Raw genomic sequence first — 24548 nt, 5'->3', positions numbered from 1 at the left:
ATCATCAAGAAAAGGTCGGATTTTCTCGCCGCGAACGCCGGAAGGCGTGCCGCGACACCCGGCTTTGTGCTCCTCGTCCGCGATCGGCGCGACGACGATCCGCAGAGGCGCGTCGGTTTCACCGTAACCAAGAAGATCGGCAACGCCGTCGTCCGCAACCGCATGAAGCGACGCTTCCGCGCCCTCGCCAGGGAAATCATCCCTGCCCAGGGCTTCGCCGGATCCGACCATGTGATGATCGGCCGCGCCGGCGGAATCGAGCGCGATTTCGCCGCGCTTCGCAACGACCTGTCGTCGGCGCTGAAGCGGGTCGGGCAATGATCACGCGGCTGCTGATCTGGATTTGCCGGGCATGGCAGCTCGGCCCTTCGAAGGTGCTTCCGCCCAGCTGCCGCTATCAACCTTCCTGCTCCGCCTATGCGATCACCGCATTGTCGCGCTATGGCGCGCTCCGCGGGAGCTGGCTTGCCCTCAAACGGATCGGGCGTTGCCACCCCTGGGGTGGTCAGGGGCCGGACCCTGTACCCTAAGACGCCAAAGCGAGGATCGACGCCCCAGTGAACGACACCCGTAACATGATCCTCGCAGTCGTGCTGAGCGCGCTGGTGCTGCTCGGCTGGACGATGCTGTCCGACCGCTTCCTTCCGGCGCCTCCTCCTCCAGCCAACAAGGTCGAGAGCCCACAGACGAAGCCGGCGGAGCCGCAGCCACAGGCAACGACGCCCACCGCGCAGGCGCCAGCCAAAGTGCGTGCGCGAAGCCAGGTGCTCGCGGAAAGCCCGCGACTGCCGATTCGCACGCACAGCATCCAGGGATCGATCAACCTCAAGGGCGCCCGCTTCGACGACCTGGTCCTGCTCAAGCAGCGGCAGACGATTGCCAAGGATTCGCCGCCCGTGCGCCTGCTTTCGCCGGCTGGCGCTCCGGCCGCCTATTTCGCGACGTTCGGCTGGACCGCGCAAGGCATCCAGACTCCCGCCGCCGACAGCCAGTGGACGGCCAGCGCTCCTGTGCTTCAGCCGAATCACCCGGTGACGCTCAGCTGGTCCAACGGAACCGGGCAGACCTTCCAGCTCATCGTATCGGTCGACGAGGACTATCTCTTCACCGTCCGCCAGAAGGTGTTGAACTCCGGCGGCGGAGCGATTGCGGTTCGTCCGTACGGGCTCGTCAGCCGCTCGAGCATGTCCGAGGACCGGAGCAGCTGGACGATGCACGTCGGGCCAGTCGGAGTCTTCAACGGCGCTGCGCAATATGATGTCAGCTACGAGAACCTCCGCGGCGAAGAGCCGGGCTTCTTCTCCAAGCTCTTCGGCACCTCGGCCAAGGCCGGGCGCAACAGCTTTAGCTCCGACGGCGGCTGGCTCGGCTTCACCGACAAATATTGGCTGACAGCGCTCGCTCCCGTCGGAAGCCCGCAAATGGCCGCCAGTTTCACCGGCACTGCCGGCGGTGGATTCCAGGCGGACTATGCCGAGCCGCAGCAGATCGTGCCGCCGGGCGGCGCAGTGCAGACGGACACGCGCCTCTTCGCCGGAGCCAAGGAAAAGGCGCTGCTCGACCGCTACGAGGACGCCGGGATCACCAGGCTGTCCAAGTCCATCGACTGGGGCTGGTTCGAATGGTTCATGCGGCCGATCTTCGACCTCTTGAACTGGCTGTTCCACGTGACGGGCAATTTCGGCGTGGCGATCATCTGCCTGACGGTCATCGTCCGGATGCTGATGTTCCCGGTGGCGCAGAAGCAGTTCAAGTCGATGGCTGCGATGCGCAAGGTGCAACCGAAGTTGAAAGCGCTTCAGGAGCGCTACAAGAACGACAAGGCGCGCCAGCAGCAGGAGATGCTGAAGCTTTACCAGCAGGAGAAGATCAATCCTGCCGCGGGCTGCCTTCCGATCCTTCTTCAAATCCCTGTCTTTTACGCGCTCTACAAGGTGCTGATGGTGTCGGTCGAAATGCGGCACCAGCCGTTCGTCCTGTGGATCAAGGACCTTTCCGCGCCCGATCCGCTGACACCGGTCAACCTTTTCGGCCTTCTGAACTTCGATCCTCCCGGGTTCCTCCACCTCGGCGTGCTGGCGATCCTCTTGGGAGTCACGATGTGGCTCCAGTTCAAGCTGAACCCGCAGCAGATGGACCCGACGCAGCAGCAGATCTTCTCGCTGATGCCGTGGGTAATGATGTTCGTGCTGGCGCCGTTCGCGGCAGGGCTGGTCCTCTACTGGGTGACGTCGAATATCCTGACGATCGCCCAACAATGGTGGTTGTACCGCCGCTTTGGCCTCCACCTTAGCGACACCCACCCGGCCCATACCTAGTGGAAGAGGACCATGACCTCGCCGAACGTGCCCGCAAGCTATTCGCGGGGCCGATAGAGTTCCTGAAGTCGGCGCCGGAGCTCCAGTTTCTGCCCGATCCCGACGTCCCGGAGGTCGCCTTTGCCGGCCGCTCCAACGTCGGGAAGAGCTCGCTCCTCAACGCGCTCACCAACCGCAACAAGCTTGCACGAACCTCGAACACGCCGGGCCGCACGCAGGAGCTCAACTTCTTCAATATCGGCGACCCGCTCCAGATGCGGCTCGTCGACATGCCCGGCTACGGATTCGCCGATGCGCCAAAGGACATGGTCAAGCGCTGGCGCTACCTGGTGAACGACTTCCTCCGGGGGCGTCAGGTGCTCAAACGGACGCTTGTGCTCGTCGACTCGCGTCACGGGCTCAAGCCGGTGGACCGCGAGGTCATGAAGATGCTCGACGATGCGGCGGTCAGCTATCACCTCGTGCTGACAAAGGCCGATAAGGTGAAACCATCGGCGCTCGGATCGCTTTATGAGGCGACGGTGGCCGAGGCTCGAAGCCATCCGGCCGCCCATCCGGCGATCTTCGCGACGTCGAGTGAAACGGGTAGCGGGATCGCCGAGTTGAGAACGGCAATACTCGAAGCGGCAATTTCTTAGGAGCGGGCCTTGCTCAAGCTGATCATCGGCAATCGTGCCTATTCAAGCTGGTCGATGCGCGGCTGGCTGGCATGCAGGCAATCGGGCGAAGAGTTCGAGGAATTCGTCGTGCCGATGTTCGACGAGGACTGGGACCGGCGGCGCGAGGGCGACGAGTTCGGCCCCTCCATGGGCAAGGTGCCCATCCTGTGGGACGGCGAATGCGTCGTATGGGACAGCCTCGCCATCGTCGAATTCCTGGCCGACCGCGCCGGACGCAACAAATTCTGGCCGGAGGATGATTCGGCGCGCGGGATGGCCCGGTCGATGGCAGCCGAGATGCACTCCAGCTTTTCCAACCTCCGCCGCGACCTGCCGATGAACGTCCGGCGCACCTACTCGCCCGTCGACCTGTCGGATGAGGTGCGCGGCGAGATCGATCGGATCATGCAGCTGTGGGCGCAGGCCCGCGCAAGGTTCGGCGGGACCGGCGAGTTCCTGTTCGGCGACTGGTGCGCCGCCGACATCATGTTCGCTCCGGTCGTGACTCGCTTCATCACTTATGGAGTGAAGGTGCCGTCCTTCGCCGCGATGTACATGAAGTCGGTGCTGTCGCAGCCGGACGTCAACGACTGGATCGACAAGGCGCAGGACGAGCCCTGGGTCATCGACCAGTACGAAAACGAGGCCGCTTAATAAGGCGTGCCGTCCTTGTGGACGTAACGGTCGTCGGCAGTCCACATCATATCGATGTCTGAGTAGCCGCCGGTCCCGCCCGCACCGCTTCCGACCACTACGAACACGCAGTCCGAATCGCTTTCGTTGCGAAGGTGGTGGCCATCCTTCACTCCTGCCGGAAATGCCGCGCAGTCGCCGGCTCGAAGCACGGTCGGCCCCTCATCCTCGACCAGCACGGCTTCGCCGGAAATCATCACCAGGAACTCGTCCTCCTCGTCGTGCCAGTGGCGCTGGCTCGACCAGGCGCCGGGCTTGAGCGTCACCTGGCTCACGCCGAACTGGGTCAGTCCGCCGGCCGGAGCGAGCCGTCGGTACCAGCGGCCGCTGACCTCCTGGTCATAGGGCGCGGGATAGCCGGTCCGGTTGGTCTGCTCGATCGAGTCCAGGTCCAGCTTCGGCATGGCTACGGTCCCCTGTGCAATTTCGCGGCTGCTTGCTAGGCGCTTGCAATGGCCGCTTCAATCGACCCGGTGGAGCTCGCCCGAGAGCTGATCCGATGCCCTAGCGTCACTCCGGCAAGCGGCGAGGTGTTCGACGTCCTCGACCGCGCGCTCCAGTCGCTCGGCTTCACCGTCCACCGCTGGGTGATGGGCGACCCGCCCGACGGCCCGACCGAGAATATGGTGGCGATCCGCGGCGAAGGCTCTCCGCACTTCGGCTTTGCAGGGCATCTCGACGTCGTCCCGGCCGGCGACAACTGGAGCTGCGACCCGTTCGAAGCGCGGATCGAGGACGGAGTGCTGGTCGGCCGCGGAGCCAATGACATGAAGAGCGGCGTGGCCGCCTTCGTCGCGGCTCTCGGCGAGGTCGAGCAGAAGCGCGGCACGGTGTCGCTCCTCATCACCGGCGACGAGGAAGGCTATTCGACCTACGGCACCCCGCGGATCATCGACTGGCTAAACGAGCGCAAGATCCGCCCCGACATGATCCTGATCGGCGAGCCGACGTCGGTCGACCGTCTCGGCGACACTGTGAAGATCGGCCGCCGCGGCTCGGTCAACATGTGGATCGAGGTTCCGGGCGTCCAGGGGCATGTCGCCTACCCGCACCGGACGACAAACCCGATCCCGCCGCTCGCTCGGATCGTCGCAGAGCTCAGCGCTCTTCATCTCGACGACGGAACCGACGTCTTCCCGCCTTCGAACCTCGAGTTCACCGGGGTCGACACGCCGACCCACGCAAGCAACGTCATCCCGGGCGCCGCCACCGCGCAGCTCAATATCCGCTTCAACAACCTCCAGAAGGGCGCGGACCTGGTTCGGATGGTGGAGGAAGTCGCCACGCGCATCGCTCCCGACGCCAAGGTCCGCGCACGCATTTCCGGCGAGGCGTTCCTGACGCCACCCGGCCCGCTCTACGACCTCATCGTCGACGCGATCCGCGAGGAGACCGGCGAGGCGCCCGAGCTTTCGACAAGCGGAGGCACGTCGGACGGCCGCTTCCTCATCCAGCTCTGTCCTGTGGTCGATTTCGGGCTTCCGAACGCGACGATGCACAAGGTCGGCGAATGCGCGGCGGTCGAGGACATCCAGGCGCTGTCCCGGATATACCGCCGGATAATCGAACGGATGGTCGGTTAGGCGACCGACTGCGCCGAGGTTCCGCGCACGTGGTTCACCCAGGCGCGATATTCCGGCTCGAACATCGGGGCGCCGAAGACGAAGCCCTGGACCGTGTCGCAGCCCATTGCGCGCAGGATGTCGGCCTGGGCAGCATTCTCGACCGCCTCGGCGACGATCTCGGCACCCACGCCCTTGATTAGCTGCACCACCGCCTGGACGATAACCCGCGCCTTCTCCGATACCTCGATGTCGGCGATAAGCGACGGATCGAGCTTCACCCTGTCGAGCGGCATCGAGCGAAGCCGCGCAAGGTTGGAATAGCCGGTGCCGAAATCGTCGATCGCGATGTGCACTCCGGCCTCGCGAAGCGAGCCAATCTCGGCGATGACCGCCTCGCTCGCCTCCATCGCCGCGCTTTCGGTGAACTCCAGCTCGATCATCGACAGCGGCACGCCCTGCTCGGCGAAGGCCGTTCGGAGGCGCTGGAAGAAGTCGATCCGGTCTAGCTGGCGCGGGCTTACGTTGAACGACACCCGGTGGTTGAAGCCGTCGCGGTGCCAGTTGCCGAGCATCATCGCGACTTCCGAAATCACCCATTCGCCGATTTCGGCGACAAGGCCTGTGCGCTCGGCGACCGGGATGAAGGTCGCCGGCATCCGCAAGCCGTCGTTCGGATGGTTCCAGCGAAGCAGGGCCTCCGCGCCGACGATCTCGCCGGTAACAAGGCTCAGCTGCGGCTGGAGGGCGAGCTGGAATTCCCCGTCGTTGACCGCCTCGGTCAGCGCCTTCTCGGTCTCGACCTTGCTCTGGTGCTCGGCCGCGAGCTCTTCGTTGAACAGGCAGTGCTGACCGCCGCCGCGCGACTTTGCGCGGTACATGGCGATGTCCGCGGCGCGCATCAGGGATTCGATGCTCGTGCCATGGTCAGGGCTGACCGAAACGCCGATCGACGCACCGATGTCGACGCTATGGCCGTAGAGCTCGAACGGCTCGGCGATCGCGAGCGCGACTCGCCGTGCGACCCGCTCGACGTCCTCCACGGAATCGATGTGCGGGAAAAAGATCGTGAATTCGTCGCCGGCCAGGCGCGCAAGAAGCGGCCGCCGAGCGACATTCTCGCTGAGCTCTGCGGTGACGACCACCCGAAGCCGGTTGGCGACCATGATCAAGAGCTGGTCGCCGCGGGCGTGGCCCAGGCTGTCGTTGACGTTCTTGAACCGGTCGAGGTCGACGAACAGCATCGCCGACTTGCCGTTCCCGGTCTCGCCCAGCAGCTTGTCGGCCTCCGAGCGGAAATGAAGCCGGTTGGGAAGCGACGTCACCGGATCGTACATTCCCAGCGCGTGGGCATTTTCGATCGAGGCCCGGACCTCGGCGAACAAGGTGTCCACCGCGGCGGCAAGCTTGGGCATCATTCTGCGGACGATCGGAGGCGCCGGCGAAACAAGGTCGCCGTCCTCGACCGCGAGCAGGCGTTCGCCGAGGGCGGTCAGCGCGCGGGCGCTCTCGCTGTTGGGCCGTTCGGACGCTATGTAGCTGATAAGCAAACAAAAAGCGCCAGCCACGATGGCGGCGACGATCTTCGTGTTCAGCTCCGTGATGTACAGGAGCGCACACAGAGAGAAAAAGAATGATGCGAAGCCGGCCGCGCCAGATAGAATGGCGTTGCTGATCTTCTGGGCCGTGCCTGCTTGCATCCCCGGTTGCGCCCCATTTGACGGCCTGATCCGTCGATGGGTCCGGCGTTAAATTGACAGGGTTAAGAAAAGGTGGAGCCGGGGCGGTTTCGCCTCAAAATAATATAGAGGCTTCCGCCACCTCCGTGCCTGCCGTGCGCATTCCGGACAGCAGCGATTTTCGGCGCATGTCGCGAGGCGGCCAGCCAGTCATGGACGGCCGCGCGGATCTTTCCGCGCTGGACCGGCGGATCGCTGGATCGCGCATGGCCCGTGATGAGGAGCACGACCCGGTCGCCCTGGGCGATCGCGGTCTCCAGCCCGCGGTCGATCGCGCTCCACGCCCGGTCGAGCGTCAGCCCGTGAAGGTCGAGAATTCGATCCGGCTCGACGGACCCGGAGCGGAGCCGCCTGTCCCAGCTGGAATCGAGCGTCTGGCCTGCGGCCGGCTTGCGAAGCGGCTCGACCTTCGGACGAAGCGGCGGCCTGGCAGCGGGCGCAGCTTGCACTGTTTTCGGCTGTTCGACCTTATTTGCGGCGGCAGGCTTCACCGGCTCGCGCGACAGCGGCCGGATCGTCGCTGCAACCTGGTCCCAAAGCGCCTTTTCGTCAGCGCTGAGCGAGCGCACGCGCTGCTGCGCCCTTGGGGATCAGCACGAAGGCCTGGCCCTTGGCGGACATTCCTCCGGCGATCCTTCGAGCGTCCTCGCCCGCGCCCCAGAAGGTGTCCACGCGGTTGCTGCCCTTGATCGCTCCCCCAGTGTCCTGAGCGACCCAGATGCCGGACGCTTCCGGACGGTCCACCGAGAGGAAGACCGGCGCCCCCAGGGGAATGAAATTCGGATCGGCGGCGACCGTGGCCCGCGGAGTGACCGGAATCCCCAGTGCTCCCAGCGGTCCCGGACCGGTCAGAACCTTGAAGAAGATGTAGGAGAGATTTTCCTCCATCAGCGCCTGGGCGGCGTCGGGGTTCGAGCGCATCCAGGCGACGATCGAATCCATGTTGGTGCCGCCGGGCGGCAAGATTCCCCTCTCCTTCAACAGCCGCCCGATCGCGACATAATCGCGGCCGTTCTGGTTGGCGTAGCCGATGCGCATCACCGTTCCGTCGGGGAAGCGAAGCCGCCCGGACCCCTGGATCTCAAGGAAGAACAATTCGACGGGATCGGCGGCCCAGGCGAGCTCCAGGCCTTTGCCGGCAAGCACACCACGGTTGATGTCGGCGCGGGTGAAATAGAGGGTGCACTGGCCGTTTTCGTCGATCCGGCCGCGCCCGGTCTTCCCGTCGGGCAAGGTGCAGCGGACGAGGTCAGGGGGCGAGACGTAGATCGGCGTCGTATAGCCGGGCGCCTGCACCGGCGAAGCAGCGATCTCGGGCTCGAAATAGCCGGTGGCAAACGCCTTGCCATCGCCGACTCGGAGCCAGTCGAACGAATATTGGAAGAATGCCGACGCGCCGCCGGGCTGGACGGCCGCGGCCTGTGCGCAGACTCCCTGCCAGTCGGCGGGATTGGTCAGCCCCGATTTGTCGGTACGCCGAACGAGCGAGCTGCAACTCAACCGAAACGCGCGGAGCGCTTCGGCCGCATCGGCTTCGGAAAGGATCGCCGGCGCTGCAAGCGCTATTCCGGCCTGCACCGCATTGGCCGGCGGCGGCGGCACCGGCTGCGGAATTGGCTGCGGCTGGACCGGAGGCGGCCGCGTTGCCGGCGGGGGAACGACTTGCCTGGTTGCGCAGGCTGCCAGAAGTGCGAAGGAAGCGAGGGCGAGCCCTCTAAGCCAGGACCTCACTCTTCCTCGTCGGTTTCAACCAGGAGCCAGTTGGGATCCTTGGTCGCGAGATCGCGCCGGAAGGTCCACAGGTCGCGCGTCTGGACCGCGTCGGTCATCGCTCCCGCGACGACTTCGCCGTCCTTGTTGCGGGTGACCGCGGCGATATCCGCTTCGAAGCGGACGGTGACGAATGCGATCGTATGTTCGAGCGTGGTCGCCGAAATCACCGCCTGGTCGATATGGACCAGCCGGTTCTCCAGGATCAGCCCCTCCTTGTTCCGCTGCTCGACCGACGAGGCGAACGCGTCATAGACATGGTCATCGACATGGGACCGAAGCTTGCTGAGGTCGCCGCTCCAGAATGACTCCAGGATCATCTGGTAAGCGGCCTTAGCGCCTTCGAGGAAGCGGGCGACGTCGAACGTCGGGTCGGCGGCGAGGAGCGCCCGGACGCCGGGCCCGGCGGTCGGCAAATAGGCAAGGTCGGCGGGATCGGCCGCCGGCTGGGCAACCGGCGAAACGGGCGCCGCTGGGCGCTCCACCCGCGCATCCGGGTCGGCGGGCTTCAGGATCGGCTGCTGCTCGTGGCCAGTGCGCTCGCCGAGGACGCTGTACAGCCGAAGGCCGATGAAGAGCGCCACGAGCGCGAGGATGATGATGACGGTCAAATGCTGTGATCCAAAGCCAATCTTCCATCGAACATAATGCGCGTCGGGACCATATTCAAAGCCTGCTTGGTCCCGTCCACGCCATTGCACGCCATTTGGGCGACTGCTAGGCGCCACATCCGAAACGCACCCGGGGCATTCCGGCTCCGTATCCACCCAGTTCGAGGCGAGAACTCAAAGATGGCTCAAGAGGATTCCACCCCCGCCGGCAATGGAGCCGACGGAAATGCCAACGGCCCGCAGGCGGCGACGCTTGCCCAATATATCAAGGACCTGTCGGTCGAGAGCCCAAGCGCTCCCCAGGTCTTCCAGTGGCAGGACCAGCCGAGCCTGGACGTCGGCTTCAACCTCAACGTCGACAAGGTTTCCGACGAGGTTAGCGAGGTCATGCTCAAGATCGAGGTGAAGGCGCATTCCCAAAGCGGCGTCCATTTCCTCGTCGACCTGACCTTCGCCGGCCTGTTCGGGCTTCGCAACTTCCCCGAAGAGGCGATCGGTCCGTTCCTCCTGATCGAGGCGCCGCGCCTCCTGTTCCCGTTCGCCCGCCAGATCGTCTGCGAGTCGATCCAGAACATGGGCTTCCCGCCCCTGCTCCTGGAGCCGATCGACTTCGCCGCCGCCTATATGGCGCAGGCACAGGCCCAGCCGGGCGAGCAGCCGCAGGACGGCGCGGGCGACGCCTTGCCGGCGGCGGACGAGGCCGGCGAAGGCTCCGGCGAAGCCTGATCGGCAAGCGCGAGCGACCGAAGCCAAGCCAATGAACCTGGTCAAATCGACCGGAACGATCGGCGGGCTGACGATGGTGAGCCGGATCGCCGGCTTCGCTCGCGAGATGCTGATGTCCCGGATCCTCGGGGCGGGCATTTACACCGACGCATTCTACGTCGCCTTCCGGCTTCCAAACACGTTCCGGCGGTTGTTCGGCGAGGGGGCTTTTTCTGCCGGATTCGTCCCGCTCTACAGCCAGCGGCTGCAGTCCGGCGGCGAAGCGGACGCCAAGCGTTTCTCGGAGGAAGTCCTCGCCGTCTTCCTTCCGACTTTGATCCTTTTCACGCTCGGCTTCGAAATCATCATGCCCCTGTTCATCTGGGCGATCACCGGATGGCACGGCGAGCAGCTCGCGTTCGGCACCTTCCTTACCAGGATCACATTCCCCTACCTGCTGCTGATCAGCCTCGTGTCGCTGTTCTCGGGGATTCTCAACAGCATCTCGCGGTTCACCGCGGCCGCCTTCGCGCCGGCGCTTCTCAACCTGGCGATGTTGGTGGCTCTGGTGCTCGTGCGCGAGGGAGGCGAGATCAGTGCGACTGCGGTCGCCGCGGCGGTCACGATCGGTGGAGTGCTCCAGCTCGGGCTATTGATGGCGGCCTGCAAGCGGGCCGGAATCGTCCTCAAGATCCGCAAGCCGAAGCTCACGCCCGGCGTCCGCCAGTTCATCCGAGTGGTCGTGCCCGCAACGCTGGGCGCGGGCGTCTACCAGGTGAGCGTCTTCATCGACACCTTCTTCCTGACTCGGATCGGCACCGGCGCGGTCAGCTGGTTCAACTATGCCGACCGCCTCAACCAGCTGCCGCTGGGGGTGATCGGCGCGGCAATCGGGACGGCGATCCTCCCGCAGGTTAGCCGCCACGTCGATATCGGGGAACACGCGGAGGCCGCCCGGGTCCAGGGCCAGGCGGCCGACCTTGCGATGCTTCTGTGCCTTCCGGCCGCGCTTGCTCTGGCGGCAAGCGCCCATCCGCTCGTTTCGGCGATCTTCCAGGGGGGGCGCTTCACCGAACGCGACGCCTATTTCACCGGCCTTACCCTCTCCATCGTCGCTCTGGGCCTTCCTGCCTACGTGCTGGTAAAAGTGCTCACCCCAGGCTTCTACGCACGCCGCGACACGGCGACTCCGGTAAAGACCGCGCTTGCGGTCCTCGCGGTCAATATCGCCCTCAATTTCGCGCTGATCCCGCCATTCGGGATCGGCGGGCTTGCCGCCGCGGTCGCGCTGAGCTCGTGGCTCAACTGTGCGATCCTCTACGTGATCCTCCACCGCCGCGGCCATTTCCGAGTCGAGAAATGGCTGATGTCCAGGCTGATTCGTCAGCTCGCTGCAGGCCTTGCCATGGTTCTAGTGCTCGTGCTCATCCGCCAAGGCCTAACCGGCTGGTTCAAGGGCTCCGTGGGGGAGCGGCTGGTCGGCACGGTGGCGCTGGTCGGCGGCGGGATGGCAGTTTATTTCCCGCTCGTGTGGGTCCTTGGCGGGACCGACAAGGAAGAGCTGCGGACGCTGCTCCGGCGAAGGAGGCCCCAGAAAGATGCCGGCTGACAAGCCCGCCATGCGTGTCGTTTCCGGCATCCAGCCGACCGGCGACCTTCACCTCGGCAATCTGCTCGGCGCGATCCTTCGCTGGGTGCGGATGCAGGACGAAGCCGAATGCTTGTTCTTCCTTGCTGACCTGCATGCTCTGACGGTCGACATCGATCCTGCGCAGCTCCGATCCAGCATCCGCGAAATGGCGGCCGCTCTGATTGCCAGCGGGATCGATCCGGCCAAGTCCACCCTGTTCCGCCAGAGCGACATCCCGGCGCACGCCGAGCTCACCTGGATCCTGCAGGGCACTGCTCGGATGGGCTGGCTCAATCGAATGACCCAGTGGAAGGACAAGGCCGGCAAGAACCGCGAGGGCGCGTCGGTCGGCCTGTTCACCTATCCGGTCCTCCAGGCGGCCGACATCCTTCTCTATCGCGCGACTCACGTGCCAGTCGGCGAGGACCAGAAGCAGCATATCGAGCTCACTCGCGACATCGCGCTCAAGTTCAACACCGATTTCGACGTCGACCTGTTCGTCCCTCCCGAGCCGTTTATCGGCGGCGGGACCGCCGCACGGGTGATGAGCCTTCGCGACGGAACATCGAAGATGTCCAAGACGGACCCGTCGGAGATGAGCCGGATCCAGCTGACCGACAGCGACGAATCGATCGGGCAGAAAATCCGCAAGGCCAAGACTGACCCCGAGCCGCTGCCCGACAATGCCAAGGCGCTGGACGGCCGGCCGGAGGCGAGGAACCTCGTCGGCATCTACGCGGCCGTGACCGGCGATAGCGTCGAGCAGGTGCTCGGCCGTTACGCCGGCCAGGGATTCGGCCAGTTCAAGCCCGCTCTTGCTGACTCGGTGATCGCCTTGATCGCGCCGATCCGCCAGCGGCTCGAGGAGCTTCGCGGCGACCCCGACGAGCTCGATCGAATCCTCGCAGCGGGTGCGAAGCGAGCAGCCGAGCTCGGCGCGCCGACGCTCGCCAAGGCCAAGTCTGCGGTCGGGTTGAAAGCCTAACGGGCGCCCGGCCCCGGCCGCTTAGCCTTCGAGCTGGCGGGTCAGAAGCCGGATGTCGGCGTCCAACTCGGAGTCGGCGGCGCGAAGGCGTTCGATCTGGCGCACAGCATGGATCACCGTCGTGTGATCGCGGCCGCCGAACCGCCGACCGATGTCCGGGAGCGATTTCGGCGTAAGCTGCTTCGAGAGATACATCGCCACCTGGCGCGGGCGGGCTACCTCGCGGGCGCGGCGGGCCGAGGTCATCTCCGCCTTGCGGATCCGGTAATGCTCAGCGACCTGGGTCTGGATCTCATCGATCGAGATCCGGCGCTGGTTGGCGCGAAGGACGTTCGCGAGCACTTCCTCGACGAAGGCGATGTCGATGTCGCGACCGGTCATCATCGCATAAGCGGCGATCCGGTTAAGCGCGCCTTCGAGTTCGCGGACGCTCGACGTCACGCGGCGAGCGAGAAAATCGATCACGTTGGCCGGCATCTCGACAGCCGGCAGAAGCGCAAGCTTGGCGACGATGATGTTGTAACGAAGCTCGAAATCGGCCGAGTTGATATCGGCGACTAGCCCCCACGACAGGCGCGACAGGATCCGCGGTGCGATTCCGTCAAGGTCCTGGGGAGCGCGGTCGGACGTGATCACCAGCCTTTTTCCGGCACCGATGATCTCGTTCATCGTGTGGAAGAATTCTTCCTGGGTCGAATCCTTGCCGGCGATGAATTGGACATCGTCGATCAGCAACAGGTCCGCACCACGAAGCCTGCTCTTGAAGCCGATCGTGTCGTTTTCCTTCAGCGCCCGGATGAACTCGACCATGAACTTCTCGGCCGACATCGACACGATCCGCCGGCCCGGGAATCGCTCGGCGAACGTATGGCCGATGGCGTGCAGCAGGTGCGTCTTTCCGCGGCCGGTGCCGCCGTGGATGAACAGCGGGTTGAAGCTGACCTGCTCCGCCGTCGCCAAGGTGCGGGCGGCAGTCGCTGCGACTTCATTGGCCTTTCCGACCACGAAGGATTCGAAGCGGTAGCGCGGGTCGAAATTGGGCGCCGAAGGATCGCGTTCGACCGCGCGGACAGGGGCTTCCTCGAGAACGAGCAAAGGCGCCGGCCTCGGCGCGTCGGCTGCGGCGACGACCCGGATATCGCGAACGATCGGAAGTGTGGTCTTCCACGCGAGCGTGAGCCGCTCCCCGAAATGGGACGTTACCCAATCGGCCATGAACTGGCTCGGCATGACGATGTCGAGCGTGCCCGTGTCAGGGTCGAGGGAGCCAAGCGATGCGGGCTTCAGCCAGCCGTCGAAAGTGCGAGCGCCGAGATCCCGTCGAAGCCCCGTCCGGATCGAGTCCCACGCTGCTTCAAGCGGTGCCGCGACCTTTGAGTCGTCCAGCTGGCATGAGTCCGTCCGTCCGCCCTGCACTGACTCGCGCCTCCCTCAGCTTGTGCCCCTGGCCCCCGAGACAAAAAGAACCCGTTGCCTGCGACGCGAGTCGCACGCACCCTGCCCTTATTCTCTCTTGCCCCTGGCGCGGATTCGCGCCTCGGAACGCTGTTTTTGAGACCCTAAGCGGCAGCTTTCAAGACCCCATTTTTTTCGAAAGTGAAATAAAGTGGCTTGACAGTGAAAACTGACGGAAACGCGCTGAAACGACGCAAAACTGCCAATTCTTGGGTGGTTAAATTTTTACTCATTCCGCGAATCGCGGGGAATCCTAGATTTTTTTGAGTGCTGAATCGAAACGGGCCGCCGGATCGCCGGCGGCCCGATTAGAAGGGGTCTTTGCGAGGCCGTGTCAGCCGAGCGAGGCAACCCTCTTGGAGAGGCGCGACAATTTCCGCGACGCCGTATTCTTGTGGATGACTCCGCGCGAAACGCCGCGTGCGAGCTCCGGCTGTGCCTTTTTGAGAGCCTCCGCCGCTTCCTTCTTCTTGCCGGCGGTCAGAGCCGCTTCGACTTCCTTGATGAAAGTGCGGATTCGGCTGATTCGCGCGTGATTGATCGCAGCGCGATTCGCATTCCGGCCGATTCGCTTCTTGGCCTGCCGCGTGTTCGCCATTCGAATAAAGTCCCTTGATCCATGAAAAAGCGGCGCCGGAGGACGGAACCCCCGCGCCGATATGGGCGATCCCCTACAGGCGGAGGCGATTCGGGTCAATGTCGCGAACCAGGGCTGTGCGGGGCACAGCTCGTCGGCGGCATCGCTAGCGCTGGCACCGGCCACAGTAAAAGGTCGACCGACCGCCCTGAACGATCCGCCGGACCGTCCCGCCGCACGCACAGGCCTTCCCTTCGCGGTCGTACACCGCGAATCGCTTGGAGAAATAGCCGAGCTCGCCGTCCGGCCTCGCATAATCGCGAAGCGTCGAGCCGCCGGCTTCGATTGCCTCGTCGATGACCTCGCCGATTGCGGTTACGAGCCGCTCGACCCGCTGCAGCGACAGGCGCCCCGCGGCGCTGCGAGGGTTGATGTGCGCTCGGTGAAGCGCCTCGCAGGCATAGATATTGCCGAGCCCCGCGATCAGCCTCTGGTCGAGCAGCAACGACTTGATCGGGGCGCTTCGGCCGCGAAGCCTGGCGAGCAGCTCGCGCGAGTCGAGGTCCGTGGGCTCCGCTCCAAGCTCGCCGATCGGTCGCCAAGCCTCGACTTTGTCGCTGCTCACCAGGTCGACGGAGCCGAACCGCCGCGGGTCGTTCAGAGCCAGCCGACGCCCTTCATCCGTCTCGATCAGGAGGTGGTCGTGCGGGTGGATCTCGGCGGGATCGACTCGCCACTTGCCCGACATTCCCAAGTGAAAGACCAAAGTGTCGCCGCGGTCGGTTGAGATGAGGCCGAACTTTCCGCGCCGGCCGAGAGAGGTGACCGTCGAGCCGGTCAGCCGCTGACCGAGATCGGGCGGGAAGGCTCGCCGAAGGTCGGCGCGGCGAAGCTCGACTCGAGCGATCCTGCGCCCAAGCAGCACCTTCTCCAGACCTCGGACGGTCGTTTCGACTTCGGGAAGCTCGGGCACCAGCGCGATATGGCGAACGTTGGCGCAGCCAGCTAGAGGCACGGCGATGACAGATAAGGTGAACTTCGGAGACCAATTGGTCAGCCCCGACGAGAAGACTCGCCGGGTGGGCCATGTCTTCAGCTCGGTGGCGAGGCGCTACGACCTCATGAACGACCTGATGTCGGGCGGGCTTCACCGGCGCTGGAAGGACCGGTTCGTCGCCCGGGTGAAGCCGCGTGCGGGGGAGCATATCCTCGACATGGCCGGCGGCACCGGCGACGTCGCCTTCCGCATGGCCGAGCGGGGAGCGCACGTAACCGTTGCCGACATAAACTCGGACATGCTCGCGGTCGGGATGGAACGGGCCGAGCAACGGGGCCTGAAAGGCCTCGCGTGGAAGCAGGAGAATGCCGAAGGCCTCACCTTCGAGGATTCGAGCTTCGATGCCTATACGATCGCGTTCGGCATCAGGAACGTCACCGACATTCCCGCCGCGCTGAAGGAAGCTCATCGCGTGCTCAGGCGCGGCGGGCGCTTCTTCTGCCTGGAATTTTCCACCAGCGACTGGCCCGGATTCGCCGATATCTACGACAGATATTCGAGCAAGCTGATTCCGCGGATCGGCAAGGTCGTCACCCGCGACGAGGAGAGCTATCGCTACCTCGTCGAATCCATCCGCCGCTTCCCGAAATCGGAGAAATTCCGGCGGATGATCGCGGATTCGGGTTTCGAGCGTACCAGCGCCGAGCCGATCCTCGGCGGCCTCGTGTGCATCCACTCCGGCTGGCGAATTTGACCACGTCGGTCACCCACGTCTGGCGGCTGCTGAAGTGGGGGCGCACCCTCGCCCGGCACGGCGCGCTGACCGGTATCGAGAACGATCCGAGGACTCCCCGGCAGGCGCGGCGCCTCGCCCGGATTGCCCGCTTCGGGGCAGGCGTTCGGGGCACGCCCGACTATGCGGCAGCGATGCAGGATATCGGGCCGGCGGCGATCAAGCTCGGGCAGACGCTTTCGACCAGGCCCGACCTGATCGGGGTCGCGGCGGCCGACAATCTATCGCTGCTCCAGGACAACCTTCCCCCTGCGCCCTTCGCCAAGATCAAGGCCGAAATCGAACGTTCGTTCGAAGCTCCGCTAGAGCAGCTGTTCAGCTCGTTCGACCCGAAGCCGGTCGGCGCAGCCTCCATCGCCCAGGTCCACCGCGCCGTCACGACCGAAGGACGCGACGTCGCCGTGAAGGTTCTTCGCCCGGGCATCGAGGAGGAATTCGCCCGCGCGATCGATACCTACGAATGGACGGCCGCCCAGGTGGAATCCTTCGGCGACGAAGCCGCCCGGCTCCGCCCGAGGCTGGTCGTCGCCCAGTTCAAGCAGTGGACCGCCCGCGAGCTCGACCTTCAGCGCGAGGGCGCTTCCGCGTCCGAGCTGAAGGAGAACATGGTCGCCGAGCCGAACTATTACGTGCCGGAAATCGACTGGCGTCGGACGGCGCGACGAGTGCTGACGCTCGAATGGCTCGAAGGCACCAAGCTCAACGACCGCGACGCGCTCGTCGCCGAGGGTCAGGACTGCAAGGCGCTGGCGGCGACGATCGTCCGGTCCTTCCTTCGCCAGGCGATCGTCGACGGATTCTTCCACGCCGATCTCCACCACGGCAATCTGTTCGCGCTTCCCGACGGCCGGATTGCGGCGATCGACTTCGGCATCATGGGCCGGATCGACCGCCAGGCGCGGGTCTGGCTCGCCGAGATTCTCTACGGCCTCATCACGGGCGATTACCGCCGCGTCGCCGAAATCCATTTCGAGGCGCAATATGTTCCCGTGCACCATAGCGTCGACGAATTCGCAACTGCCCTTCGAGCGGCTGGCGAGCCGATCCGCGGCTTGCCCGTGAAAGAGATTTCGGTCGGACGGATGCTGGAAAGCCTGTTCTCGATCACCCGCGATTTCGACATGCCGACCCAACCTCACCTGCTGCTTCTGCAGAAGTCGATCGTGATGAACGAGGGGATCGCGAGCAAGCTCGATCCCGACATCAACATGTGGGAAACCTCCGAGCCCTTCCTTCGCGAATGGATGCGCTCCGAGCTCGGGCCCGAGGCTTATTACGCAGACCGGATCATCGAAACCGTGCGCGCGGTGAAGCGGATCCCCGACCTCATCAATCGTCTCGACCAATATTATCCGCCGGCGGGCGGAGCACCGCCCCCTCCCCCGCTGCCGGAGATCGCCATCATCGAGACCGACCGCTGGTGGGGCTATGGCGTCGCGGCCGTCCTCGGCGCAGCGGTGGCGGCATTTGCGCTGTTTCTGCTAGGCTGATCACGCAATGGCACGCGTCCTCCTGATCGTCGGCGGCGGCATCGCCGCCTACAAGTCGCTCGAGCTTGTCCGCCTGCTCAAGAAGGCGGGACATGAAGTCACGCCGGTGCTGACCAAGGGCGGCGAACATTTCGTCACCGAGATGAGCCTCGGAACGCTCGCAGAGAGTGCCGTCCACACCTCGCTATGGGAGCTCAAGGACGAGGTGGAGATCGGCCATATCCAGCTGTCGCGCGCCGCGGATTTCGTATTGGTGTGCCCCGCTACCGCCGACCTGCTGGCGAAAATGGCGGCGGGGCTTGCCGACGATCTCGCCACCACGCTTCTGCTTGCCACCGACAAGCCAGTGGTGGTCGCTCCGGCGATGAACGTCCGGATGTGGAACCACGTCGCGACTCAACGCAACGTCGCCCAGCTGAAGGCGGACGGAGTGCGGGTGATCGACCCCGCCGAGGGTGAGATGGCCTGCGGCGAGTTTGGGCCGGGGCGCCTTCCGGAGCCGCAGCAGATCGTCGATGCGATCGGTGACCTTCTGAAGTGAGCCTGGAGGGCAAGCACATAATCGTCACCGCCGGGCCGACCCATGAGCCGATCGACCCGGTCAGGGTGATCGCCAACCGATCCTCGGGGCGGCAAGGATTCGCGATCGCCGGCGCGGCTGCCGAAGCCGGCGCCCGGGTGACCCTAGTCGCGGGACCGGTGGTCCTGGACACCCCTGCCAGCGTCGAACGGATCGACGTCGAAACGGCACAGCAGATGTCGCAAGCCGTCACGGGCGCTCTTCCGGCCGATGCTGCCATCCTCGTTGCGGCGGTCGCCGACTGGCGGGTCGAGCAGTCGCCGACCAAACTCAAGAAGTCCGACGGTCCACCGAGGCTGAAGTTCATAGCCAACCCAGACATCCTTGCGGAGCTTGCCACGGACGCTCGCCGGCCGCGGCTGCTGGTGGGCTTCGCGGCAGAGACGACCGATGTCGTGGAGAATGCGATTGCCAAGCAGGTGGGCAAGGGCGTCGACTGGATCGTCGCCAACGATGTTTCGGGCGATGTGATGGGCGGGACCCGCAACCGGGTTCACCTGGTCACCGGCGATGGTGTCGAGCACTGGCCGGAAATGAGCAAGGACGAGCTTGCCCGCCGCCTCATCGAGCGGGTTTCGAAGGAGCTTCAATGATCGAGATAAAGCTGTCCCGGCTGCCGCACGGCGAAGGCCTCCCGCTTCCGCGCTATGCGAGCGAGGACGCGGTCGGGCTCGACGTCACTTCCGCCGAGGAGTTGGTTCTCCGGCCCGGCGAGCGGCACGCAGTGGCGACCGGTTTCGCGATCGAAATCCCGCGCGGTTACGAGGTACAGGTGCGGCCTCGCTCCGGCCTTGCGATCAAGAACGGCATCACGTGCCTCAACACTCCCGGCACCATCGACAGCGACTATCGCGGCGAGATCAAGGTGATCCTGATCAACCTGGGCCAGGAACCGTTCGAGGTCCGTCGCGGCGAGCGCATCGCCCAGTTGGTGCCGGCGCCGGTACTTCGTGCAGATTTCGTCGAGGCCGGCGAGCTCGGGGAAACTGCGCGGGGAACGGGCGGGTTCGGCTCGACCGGGCGGTGAGCGACCTCAGCGACTCTGAGCTCGACCGCTACGCGCGGCACATCGTCCTGCCGCAGCTTGGCGGAATCGGCCAGCGTAAGCTCAAGGCGTCCAAGGTCGTCGTCATCGGCGCCGGAGGCATTGGAAGCGCGGCCATCCCGGCGCTCGCCGGCGCTGGAATCGGCAAGCTGACGATCGTCGACGACGGCGAGGTCGAACGGTCCAACCTCCAGCGCCAGACGATCTTCCGCGACGACCAGATCGGCCAACCCAAGGCCGAGCTTGCCAGCGCCTTCGCCAGTGCCCTCAACCCCAACATCGAAGTCGTCGGCGCCAGGCAGCACCTCGAAGGCGGCAATGTGGAAAGCCTGATCGGCGGACACGACCTAGTGCTGGACGGCAGCGACAATTTCGCGACCCGGCTGACGGTCAGCGATGCGGCGACACGACTGCGCGTCCCGCTCGTCTCGGCAGCCGCGGTCCAGTTCCAGGGGCAGGTGGGGCTTTACCGCGGATGGGAGCCAGACAAGCCCTGCTACCGCTGCTTCGTCGGCGATGCGTTCGACAGCGACGATTGCGACACATGCGCCGAGCAAGGCGTGCTCGGGGCGCTTTCGGCGACGGTCGGCAGCTTCGCCGCCCTGATGGCGGTCGGCTCCATCGCACGGATCGGCCCGGATGTTGCCGGAAGCCTGTTCCTGTTCGACGGGCTGACTCTCGATTGGCGGAAGATCCGGCTTCCGAAAAATCCCGGCTGCAAGGCCTGCGGCTAGGCTTTCTTCTTCCGTCGGCCGCCGCCGCGGCTCTTCTTCGCCGGACCCTTGGCAGCACGAGCGTCGATCAGCTCGACCGCCTGGTCGAGAGCCACCGACGTCGGCTCGGTGCCCTTCGGCAAGGTGGCGTGGGTCGTACCGTCGCTGGCGTAGGGGCCGTAGCGTCCGGCCATCACCTTGATCTCCTTGCCGCTCTGCGGATGAGCGCCAAGCACGGCAATCGGTTCGCGGGCGCCACCAGAGCGCGCGCCGGCAGCGGCCGCCGCTTCGGCCAGCTTGACGACCGCGGCGTTCATGCCCGTTTCGAACACTTCGGCGGTTGATCCGAGCCGCGCATATTTGCCGTCATGGGCAAGGTACGGCCCGTACCGCCCGATCGACGCGACGATCGGCTTTCCGCTCTCCGGATGCATCCCGATCTCGCGCGGCAGCGAGAGCAATTGCTCGGCGATGTCGGTCGTCACGGTGTCAAGCGGCACATCCTTGGGGACCGAGGCCCTTTTGCCGTCGCGCTCGAGATAGGGCCCGAAGCGCCCGCTTTTGAGCTCGATCCCGTTGCCGAGGTCCTGCGGACCATCACCGGCCTGACCCTCGCCTCCGGCCTGGCCGAACTTCTGCGTATATTTGCACTCGGGGTAGTTGGAGCAGGCGATGAACGCTCCGAACTTGCCGCCGCGAAGCGACAGGCGGCCGTTGCCGCATTGCGGGCAGAGCCGCGGATCGGATCCATCCTCGCGCGGCGGATAAAGCCAAGGAGCAAGGAACTCGTCGAGCGCGGCGGTGATCTCCGACGGCTTTTGTTCCATGACCTCGCCCGCCTTGGGCCGAAAGTCGCGCCAGAATTCGTCGAGCAATTTCTGCCAGTTGAGGCGGCCGCCGGAAACGTCGTCCAGCTCCTCCTCGAGCTCGGCCGTGTAATCGTAGCTGACATATTTCTCGAAGAACCGCTCCAGGAAGGCCGTCACCAGCCGCCCGCTCTCCTCGGGGACGAACCGCGCCTTTTCGACCCGGACATATTCGCGGTCTTTAAGCGTCTGGAGGATCGATGCGTAGGTCGATGGACGGCCGATCCCAAGTTCCTCGAGGCGCTTGACCAGGCTCGCTTCCGAATAGCGCGGCGGCGGCTGGGTGAAATGCTGGGTCGCCTCCACTCCCGTCTTGGCCGGGGAATCGCCTTCGCGAAGCACGGGCATACGCGCCGATTCATCGTCTTCGGCCTTCTCGTCGCGTCCCTCTTCGTAAAGCGCGAGATAGCCGGGGAAGAGGACGGCCTGACCAGTCGCCCGAAGCGCCGCCCTGCCCGCTCCGTCGCACAATTCCACCGTCGTCCGCTCCAGCCGAGCCGAGGCCATCTGGCTCGCAAGCGCGCGGTTGTAGACCAGCTCGTACAGCCGCGCGTGGTCGCCGGAAGCCGCGTGCCGCTGCGAGAAGTCCGTCGGCCGGATCGCTTCGTGCGCTTCCTGAGCGTTTTTGGCTTTGGTGGTGTAAATCCGCGGCTTGTCCGGAACGTAACCGGCGTCGTAGCGGTCGGCGATCGCCCGCCGTGCAGCGCTGATCGCTTCGGGCGCCATGTCGACGCCGTCGGTTCGCATGTAGGTGATCAGCCCCTGCTCATAGAGTCCCTGCGCCACGCGCATCGTGTGGCTCGCGGCGAAGCCTAGCTTTCGCGCCGCCTCCTGCTGCAGGGTCGAGGTAGTGAAGGGCGGCGGCGGGTTGCGCGAGAAAGGCTTGGTCTCGACCGACACGACGGTGAACCGGCCCGCCTCGACAGCAGCCTTGGCGCGCTCGGCATCGCCTTGGTTGCCGATTGTCAGCCGGTCGATCTTCTGGCCGTCGAACTCGACCAGGCGGGCAGTGAAGCCCTGCCCGTCGGCTTCGAAGCTGGCGGTGACCGACCAATATTCCTGCGGCCGGAACAGCTCGATCTCGCGCTCGCGGTCGACGATCAGCCGAAGCGCAACCGACTGCACTCGACCGGCCGACTTCGCGCCAGGAAGCTTCCGCCACAGGATCGGCGACAGGGTAAACCCGACCAGATAGTCGAGCGCCCGTCGCGCCTTGTAAGCGTCGATCAGGTCGACATCGAGCTCGCGCGGATGCGCCATCGCCTCGGTCACCGCGGACTTGGTGATCGCGTTGAACGCAACTCGCTGGACGGTCGCCGGAAGCGCCTTCTTGTTCCGGAGCACCTCGGCCAGATGCCAGCTGATCGCCTCGCCTTCGCGGTCCGGGTCGGTCGCGAGGATCAGCGTGTCGGCCTTCTTCGCCTCATCGGTGATCTCGCGCAGTTGCTTCGACCGGTCGGCCGAGACCTGCCATTCCATCGCAAAGCCATTGTCGGTGTCGACCGAGCCATCCTTCGCCGGAAGGTCGCGAACGTGACCGTAGGACGCGAGCACGCGGTGGCCCGGCCCTAGATACTTTTCGATGGTTTTCGCCTTGGCGGGCGATTCAACGACTACGAGCTTCAAAGCAGTTCCTCACGCATGTGCGTAAGGTGGGGTCGCCCGATTCCCGCCGTCAAGCGGCTCGTAAACTCACTTTTCCGCCTGCATGCCGGTCGATCCGGCCAGCGAGGTCGAGCTCGAGCAGCGCCATCTGCACCGCTCCGCTAGCTCCGCCGGACAGGCGGATGATCTCGTCTACCGGCACCGGCGAGGGACCGAGCAGCGATTCCACGGTCGCGACAGCTTCACCGTCGAATTGCTCGGCAGGGGCGGCCTCATAGTCGAACCTGGGCGAAGCGAACCTCGGCCGTGCGGGCTGGATTGCCTCGACCACATCGGCAGCGTTCTGGATCAAGGTGGCGCCGTCACGGATCAGCTGGTTGCAGCCTTGGGCGCGCGGATCGAGCGGCGAACCTGGAACGGCCATCACGTCGCGTCCGGCCTCGGCGGCAAGGCGGGCGGTGATCAGCGAACCCGATCGCGGCGCGGCCTCGACGACTATCGTCCCGAGCGCGAGTCCGGCGATGATCCGGTTCCGGTAGGGGAAGTGGCGGGCGCGCGGCTCGGTTCCCGGCGGCATTTCCGCCACCACCAGGCCACGCTCAAACAAAGTCCTCTGCCGCGCTTCGTTCTCCGGCGGATAGAATACGTCGATGCCGCCCGCGATGACGGCGATGGTTCCGGACTCGAGGGCGCCGTCATGAGCGGCGGAATCGATCCCGCGGGCGAGGCCCGAGACCACGACCAGCCCCTCCTGCCCCACGTCGTGCGCCAGGCTGCGCGCGAAGCGGCACGCGGCCGCGGAGGCGTTGCGTGCGCCGACGATCGCAACTGCCGGCTTGTCGAGAAGGCCGATGTCGCCCTTCGCGATCAGCAGGGGCGGAGCGTCGTCGAGCTGAGCCAGGAGTGCCGGATAAAGACCCTGGCCGAGCACCAGGTAACGGGCACCCAGCTTGTCTGCCCGCGCCCGTTCCCGCTCCGCGTCGTCAACGGTAACCAGCCTGGGCGGCTTGCCTCCGCCGCGCCTGGCGAGATCCGGAATCGCCTCTAGAGCGGCTTGCGCCGACCCGTAACGGGCGATCAGCTGGCGGTATGTTACTGGCCCGATGGACGGTGAACGGATGAGCCGGATCCGGGCGATAAGATCGTCAGCCACTTCGTCTCCCGATCCTCGGCTCCTTCCCGGCGCGAAGCCGGGCAATGTTCCCGTGGTGGCGCCACAGGACCAGGAGCGTGAAACCGAGCATCATTGGAAACAGGTCCTGGCGGCCAAACACCGCAGCCGAGACCGGAGCGCTGATGGCTGCCGTCATTCCGCCGACCGAGGAGATTCGGAAGATCAGCAGTGCGGCAAGCCAAACGAGCGCGTAGACGAGCGCTGCCGGCCACAGCAACGGGATCAGAAGGCCGAGGAAGGTGGCGACGCCCTTCCCGCCGCGGAACTTCAGCCAGACCGGATAGAGATGGCCGAGCAGCGCTCCGGCGGCCGCGAAGGCTTCGCTTCCGGGCCACAGCGCCCGAGCGATCAGTACCGCCGCCGTCGCCTTCAGCGCGTCGAGCACCAGCGTCGCCCCGGCCAGGCCTTTGCTTCCGGAACGGAGGACGTTGGTGGCGCCGATGTTGCCGGAGCCGATTTCGCGGATGTCACCCTTCCCGGCGAAGCGCGTGAGAAGAAGTCCGAACGGGATCGACCCGAGCAGATAGCCGAGCAGAAGCGCCAGCATCATTTGCGTTCGTGGATCCCCCGCCATGCCGCAG

Annotated in this window: 24 protein-coding genes and 1 pseudogene; 14 read left to right on the top strand and 11 right to left on the bottom strand. The window is 65.3% G+C overall.

The window, feature by feature from the left end:
• Genes rnpA through LZ519_RS01090 form a run of 5 tightly spaced genes read left to right on the top strand, consistent with a single transcriptional unit; the run spans position 1 to position 3631 of the window.
• Positions 1-321 carry a ribonuclease P protein component gene (rnpA, locus tag LZ519_RS01110; protein WP_249868823.1) on the top strand — a complete coding sequence of 107 codons (321 nt, stop codon included), beginning with the start codon at positions 1-3 and terminating at the stop codon, positions 319-321.
• Complete coding sequence (gene yidD, locus LZ519_RS01105; protein WP_249866906.1) at positions 318-530, top strand: membrane protein insertion efficiency factor YidD; 213 nt, start codon at positions 318-320, stop codon at positions 528-530. Before rnpA ends, yidD begins: the two co-directional genes overlap by 4 nt.
• A gap of 27 nt (positions 531-557) precedes the next feature.
• A complete protein-coding gene (gene yidC / locus LZ519_RS01100) occupies positions 558-2318 on the top strand; it encodes a membrane protein insertase YidC (RefSeq protein ID WP_249866905.1) in 1761 nt (586 codons plus the stop codon).
• Complete coding sequence (gene yihA, locus LZ519_RS01095; RefSeq protein WP_249866904.1) at positions 2318-2956, top strand: ribosome biogenesis GTP-binding protein YihA/YsxC; 639 nt, start codon at positions 2318-2320, stop codon at positions 2954-2956. The genes yidC and yihA overlap by 1 nt, the downstream gene beginning before the upstream one ends.
• 9 nt (positions 2957-2965) lie before the next feature.
• On the top strand, positions 2966-3631 hold the full coding sequence (locus tag LZ519_RS01090) for a glutathione S-transferase family protein (protein WP_249866903.1): 666 nt from the start codon (positions 2966-2968) through the stop codon (positions 3629-3631).
• Here LZ519_RS01090 and LZ519_RS01085 read toward each other — a convergent pair.
• Positions 3628-4074, bottom strand: a complete 447-nt coding sequence (locus LZ519_RS01085) for a cupin domain-containing protein (protein ID WP_249866902.1) — start codon at positions 4072-4074, stop codon at positions 3628-3630. The two genes, LZ519_RS01090 and LZ519_RS01085, sit on opposite strands and share 4 nt — an antisense overlap.
• Positions 4075-4122: 48 nt before the next feature.
• Here LZ519_RS01085 and dapE point away from each other — a divergent pair, with 48 nt between their 5' ends.
• A complete protein-coding gene (gene dapE / locus LZ519_RS01080) occupies positions 4123-5253 on the top strand; it encodes a succinyl-diaminopimelate desuccinylase (protein WP_249866901.1) in 1131 nt (376 codons plus the stop codon).
• Here dapE and LZ519_RS01075 read toward each other — a convergent pair.
• The 4 genes from LZ519_RS01075 to LZ519_RS01060 form a co-directional block, all read right to left on the bottom strand.
• Positions 5250-6932 carry a putative bifunctional diguanylate cyclase/phosphodiesterase gene (locus tag LZ519_RS01075; RefSeq protein WP_249866900.1) on the bottom strand — a complete coding sequence of 561 codons (1683 nt, stop codon included), beginning with the start codon at positions 6930-6932 and terminating at the stop codon, positions 5250-5252. The genes dapE and LZ519_RS01075 overlap by 4 nt on opposite strands.
• 62 nt (positions 6933-6994) lie before the next feature.
• Complete coding sequence (locus tag LZ519_RS01070; protein ID WP_249866899.1) at positions 6995-7540, bottom strand: Smr/MutS family protein; 546 nt, start codon at positions 7538-7540, stop codon at positions 6995-6997.
• Positions 7521-8702 carry a murein transglycosylase A gene (gene mltA / locus LZ519_RS01065; RefSeq protein WP_249866898.1) on the bottom strand — a complete coding sequence of 394 codons (1182 nt, stop codon included), beginning with the start codon at positions 8700-8702 and terminating at the stop codon, positions 7521-7523. Before mltA ends, LZ519_RS01070 begins: the two co-directional genes overlap by 20 nt.
• A complete protein-coding gene (locus LZ519_RS01060) occupies positions 8699-9352 on the bottom strand; it encodes a Tim44/TimA family putative adaptor protein (protein WP_249866897.1) in 654 nt (217 codons plus the stop codon). The genes mltA and LZ519_RS01060 overlap by 4 nt, the downstream gene beginning before the upstream one ends.
• A 180-nt stretch (positions 9353-9532) precedes the next feature.
• On the opposite strand from LZ519_RS01060, the gene secB reads away from it, so the two are divergent.
• The 3 genes from secB to trpS are packed head-to-tail and all read left to right on the top strand — an operon-like array spanning position 9533 to position 12672.
• Positions 9533-10078, top strand: coding sequence for a protein-export chaperone SecB (gene secB / locus LZ519_RS01055; RefSeq protein WP_249866896.1), 546 nt, complete (start codon positions 9533-9535; stop codon positions 10076-10078).
• Between the two features lie 31 nt (positions 10079-10109).
• Positions 10110-11666, top strand: a complete 1557-nt coding sequence (gene murJ / locus LZ519_RS01050; protein WP_249866895.1) for a murein biosynthesis integral membrane protein MurJ — start codon at positions 10110-10112, stop codon at positions 11664-11666.
• A gap of 10 nt (positions 11667-11676) precedes the next feature.
• Positions 11677-12672 (top strand): tryptophan--tRNA ligase, encoded by a 996-nt coding sequence (gene trpS, locus LZ519_RS01045; protein WP_249868822.1) that lies wholly within the window; start codon positions 11677-11679, stop codon positions 12670-12672.
• Between the two features lie 21 nt (positions 12673-12693).
• On the opposite strand, the gene dnaA is transcribed toward trpS, so the two are convergent.
• From dnaA to mutM, 3 genes are all read right to left on the bottom strand, one after another.
• Positions 12694-14088 carry a chromosomal replication initiator protein DnaA gene (gene dnaA, locus LZ519_RS01040; RefSeq protein ID WP_249866894.1) on the bottom strand — a complete coding sequence of 465 codons (1395 nt, stop codon included), beginning with the start codon at positions 14086-14088 and terminating at the stop codon, positions 12694-12696.
• 373 nt (positions 14089-14461) lie between these two features.
• On the bottom strand, positions 14462-14725 hold the full coding sequence (gene rpsT / locus LZ519_RS01035; protein WP_249866893.1) for a 30S ribosomal protein S20: 264 nt from the start codon (positions 14723-14725) through the stop codon (positions 14462-14464).
• 145 nt (positions 14726-14870) lie between these two features.
• Positions 14871-15677, bottom strand: coding sequence for a bifunctional DNA-formamidopyrimidine glycosylase/DNA-(apurinic or apyrimidinic site) lyase (gene mutM, locus LZ519_RS01030; protein WP_249868821.1), 807 nt, complete (start codon positions 15675-15677; stop codon positions 14871-14873).
• Between the two features lie 46 nt (positions 15678-15723).
• Between mutM and LZ519_RS01025 the strand changes: the two genes are divergently transcribed.
• From LZ519_RS01025 to LZ519_RS01005, 5 genes and pseudogenes are all read left to right on the top strand, one after another.
• Complete coding sequence (locus LZ519_RS01025) at positions 15724-16455, top strand: class I SAM-dependent methyltransferase (RefSeq protein WP_249866892.1); 732 nt, start codon at positions 15724-15726, stop codon at positions 16453-16455.
• Positions 16452-17984 (top strand): 2-polyprenylphenol 6-hydroxylase, encoded by a 1533-nt coding sequence (gene ubiB, locus LZ519_RS01020; protein ID WP_249866891.1) that lies wholly within the window; start codon positions 16452-16454, stop codon positions 17982-17984. Before LZ519_RS01025 ends, ubiB begins: the two co-directional genes overlap by 4 nt.
• Before the next feature lie 7 nt (positions 17985-17991).
• Positions 17992-19157, top strand: a pseudogene (coaBC, locus tag LZ519_RS01015) (bifunctional phosphopantothenoylcysteine decarboxylase/phosphopantothenate--cysteine ligase CoaBC).
• Entirely contained in the window at positions 19154-19591 is a 438-nt protein-coding gene (gene dut, locus LZ519_RS01010) for a dUTP diphosphatase (RefSeq protein WP_249866890.1), read from the top strand. The pseudogene coaBC and the gene dut overlap by 4 nt, the downstream one beginning before the upstream one ends.
• Entirely contained in the window at positions 19588-20343 is a 756-nt protein-coding gene (locus LZ519_RS01005; RefSeq protein WP_249866889.1) for a HesA/MoeB/ThiF family protein, read from the top strand. The genes dut and LZ519_RS01005 overlap by 4 nt, the downstream gene beginning before the upstream one ends.
• Here LZ519_RS01005 and topA read toward each other — a convergent pair.
• From topA to plsY, 3 genes are read right to left on the bottom strand one after another with little or no spacing between them, the layout of a single operon-like run.
• Positions 20340-22814, bottom strand: a complete 2475-nt coding sequence (gene topA / locus LZ519_RS01000; protein ID WP_249866888.1) for a type I DNA topoisomerase — start codon at positions 22812-22814, stop codon at positions 20340-20342. The genes LZ519_RS01005 and topA overlap by 4 nt on opposite strands.
• A 49-nt stretch (positions 22815-22863) precedes the next feature.
• Entirely contained in the window at positions 22864-23946 is a 1083-nt protein-coding gene (gene dprA, locus LZ519_RS00995) for a DNA-processing protein DprA (protein WP_249866887.1), read from the bottom strand.
• Positions 23939-24517, bottom strand: a complete 579-nt coding sequence (gene plsY / locus LZ519_RS00990; RefSeq protein ID WP_249866886.1) for a glycerol-3-phosphate 1-O-acyltransferase PlsY — start codon at positions 24515-24517, stop codon at positions 23939-23941. The genes dprA and plsY overlap by 8 nt, the downstream gene beginning before the upstream one ends.
• Between the last annotated feature and the right edge of the window lie 31 nt (positions 24518-24548).

The sequence above is a fragment of the Sphingomonas anseongensis genome (assembly GCF_023516495.1).
Classification (GTDB): domain Bacteria; phylum Pseudomonadota; class Alphaproteobacteria; order Sphingomonadales; family Sphingomonadaceae; genus Sphingomicrobium; species Sphingomicrobium anseongensis.
Note: the sequence above shows the minus strand (reverse complement) of the source record. Positions and strands in the feature narration are given on the sequence as shown.

Bases quoted from the DNA above. Each gene is read 5' to 3' on its own strand.
- yidD (WP_249866906.1), top strand. From the start codon at position 318: ATGATCACGCGGCTGCTGATCTGGATTTGCCGGGCATGGCAGCTCGGC.
- LZ519_RS01085 (WP_249866902.1), bottom strand. From the start codon at position 4,074: ATGCCGAAGCTGGACCTGGACTCGATCGAGCAGACCAACCGGACCGGC.
- dapE (WP_249866901.1), top strand. From the start codon at position 4,123: ATGGCCGCTTCAATCGACCCGGTGGAGCTCGCCCGAGAGCTGATCCGA.
- LZ519_RS01075 (WP_249866900.1), bottom strand. From the start codon at position 6,932: ATGCAAGCAGGCACGGCCCAGAAGATCAGCAACGCCATTCTATCTGGC.
- secB (WP_249866896.1), top strand. From the start codon at position 9,533: ATGGCTCAAGAGGATTCCACCCCCGCCGGCAATGGAGCCGACGGAAAT.
- murJ (WP_249866895.1), top strand. From the start codon at position 10,110: ATGAACCTGGTCAAATCGACCGGAACGATCGGCGGGCTGACGATGGTG.
- trpS (WP_249868822.1), top strand. From the start codon at position 11,677: ATGCGTGTCGTTTCCGGCATCCAGCCGACCGGCGACCTTCACCTCGGC.
- rpsT (WP_249866893.1), bottom strand. From the start codon at position 14,725: ATGGCGAACACGCGGCAGGCCAAGAAGCGAATCGGCCGGAATGCGAAT.
- LZ519_RS01025 (WP_249866892.1), top strand. From the start codon at position 15,724: ATGACAGATAAGGTGAACTTCGGAGACCAATTGGTCAGCCCCGACGAG.
- dut (WP_249866890.1), top strand. From the start codon at position 19,154: ATGATCGAGATAAAGCTGTCCCGGCTGCCGCACGGCGAAGGCCTCCCG.
- plsY (WP_249866886.1), bottom strand. From the start codon at position 24,517: ATGATGCTGGCGCTTCTGCTCGGCTATCTGCTCGGGTCGATCCCGTTC.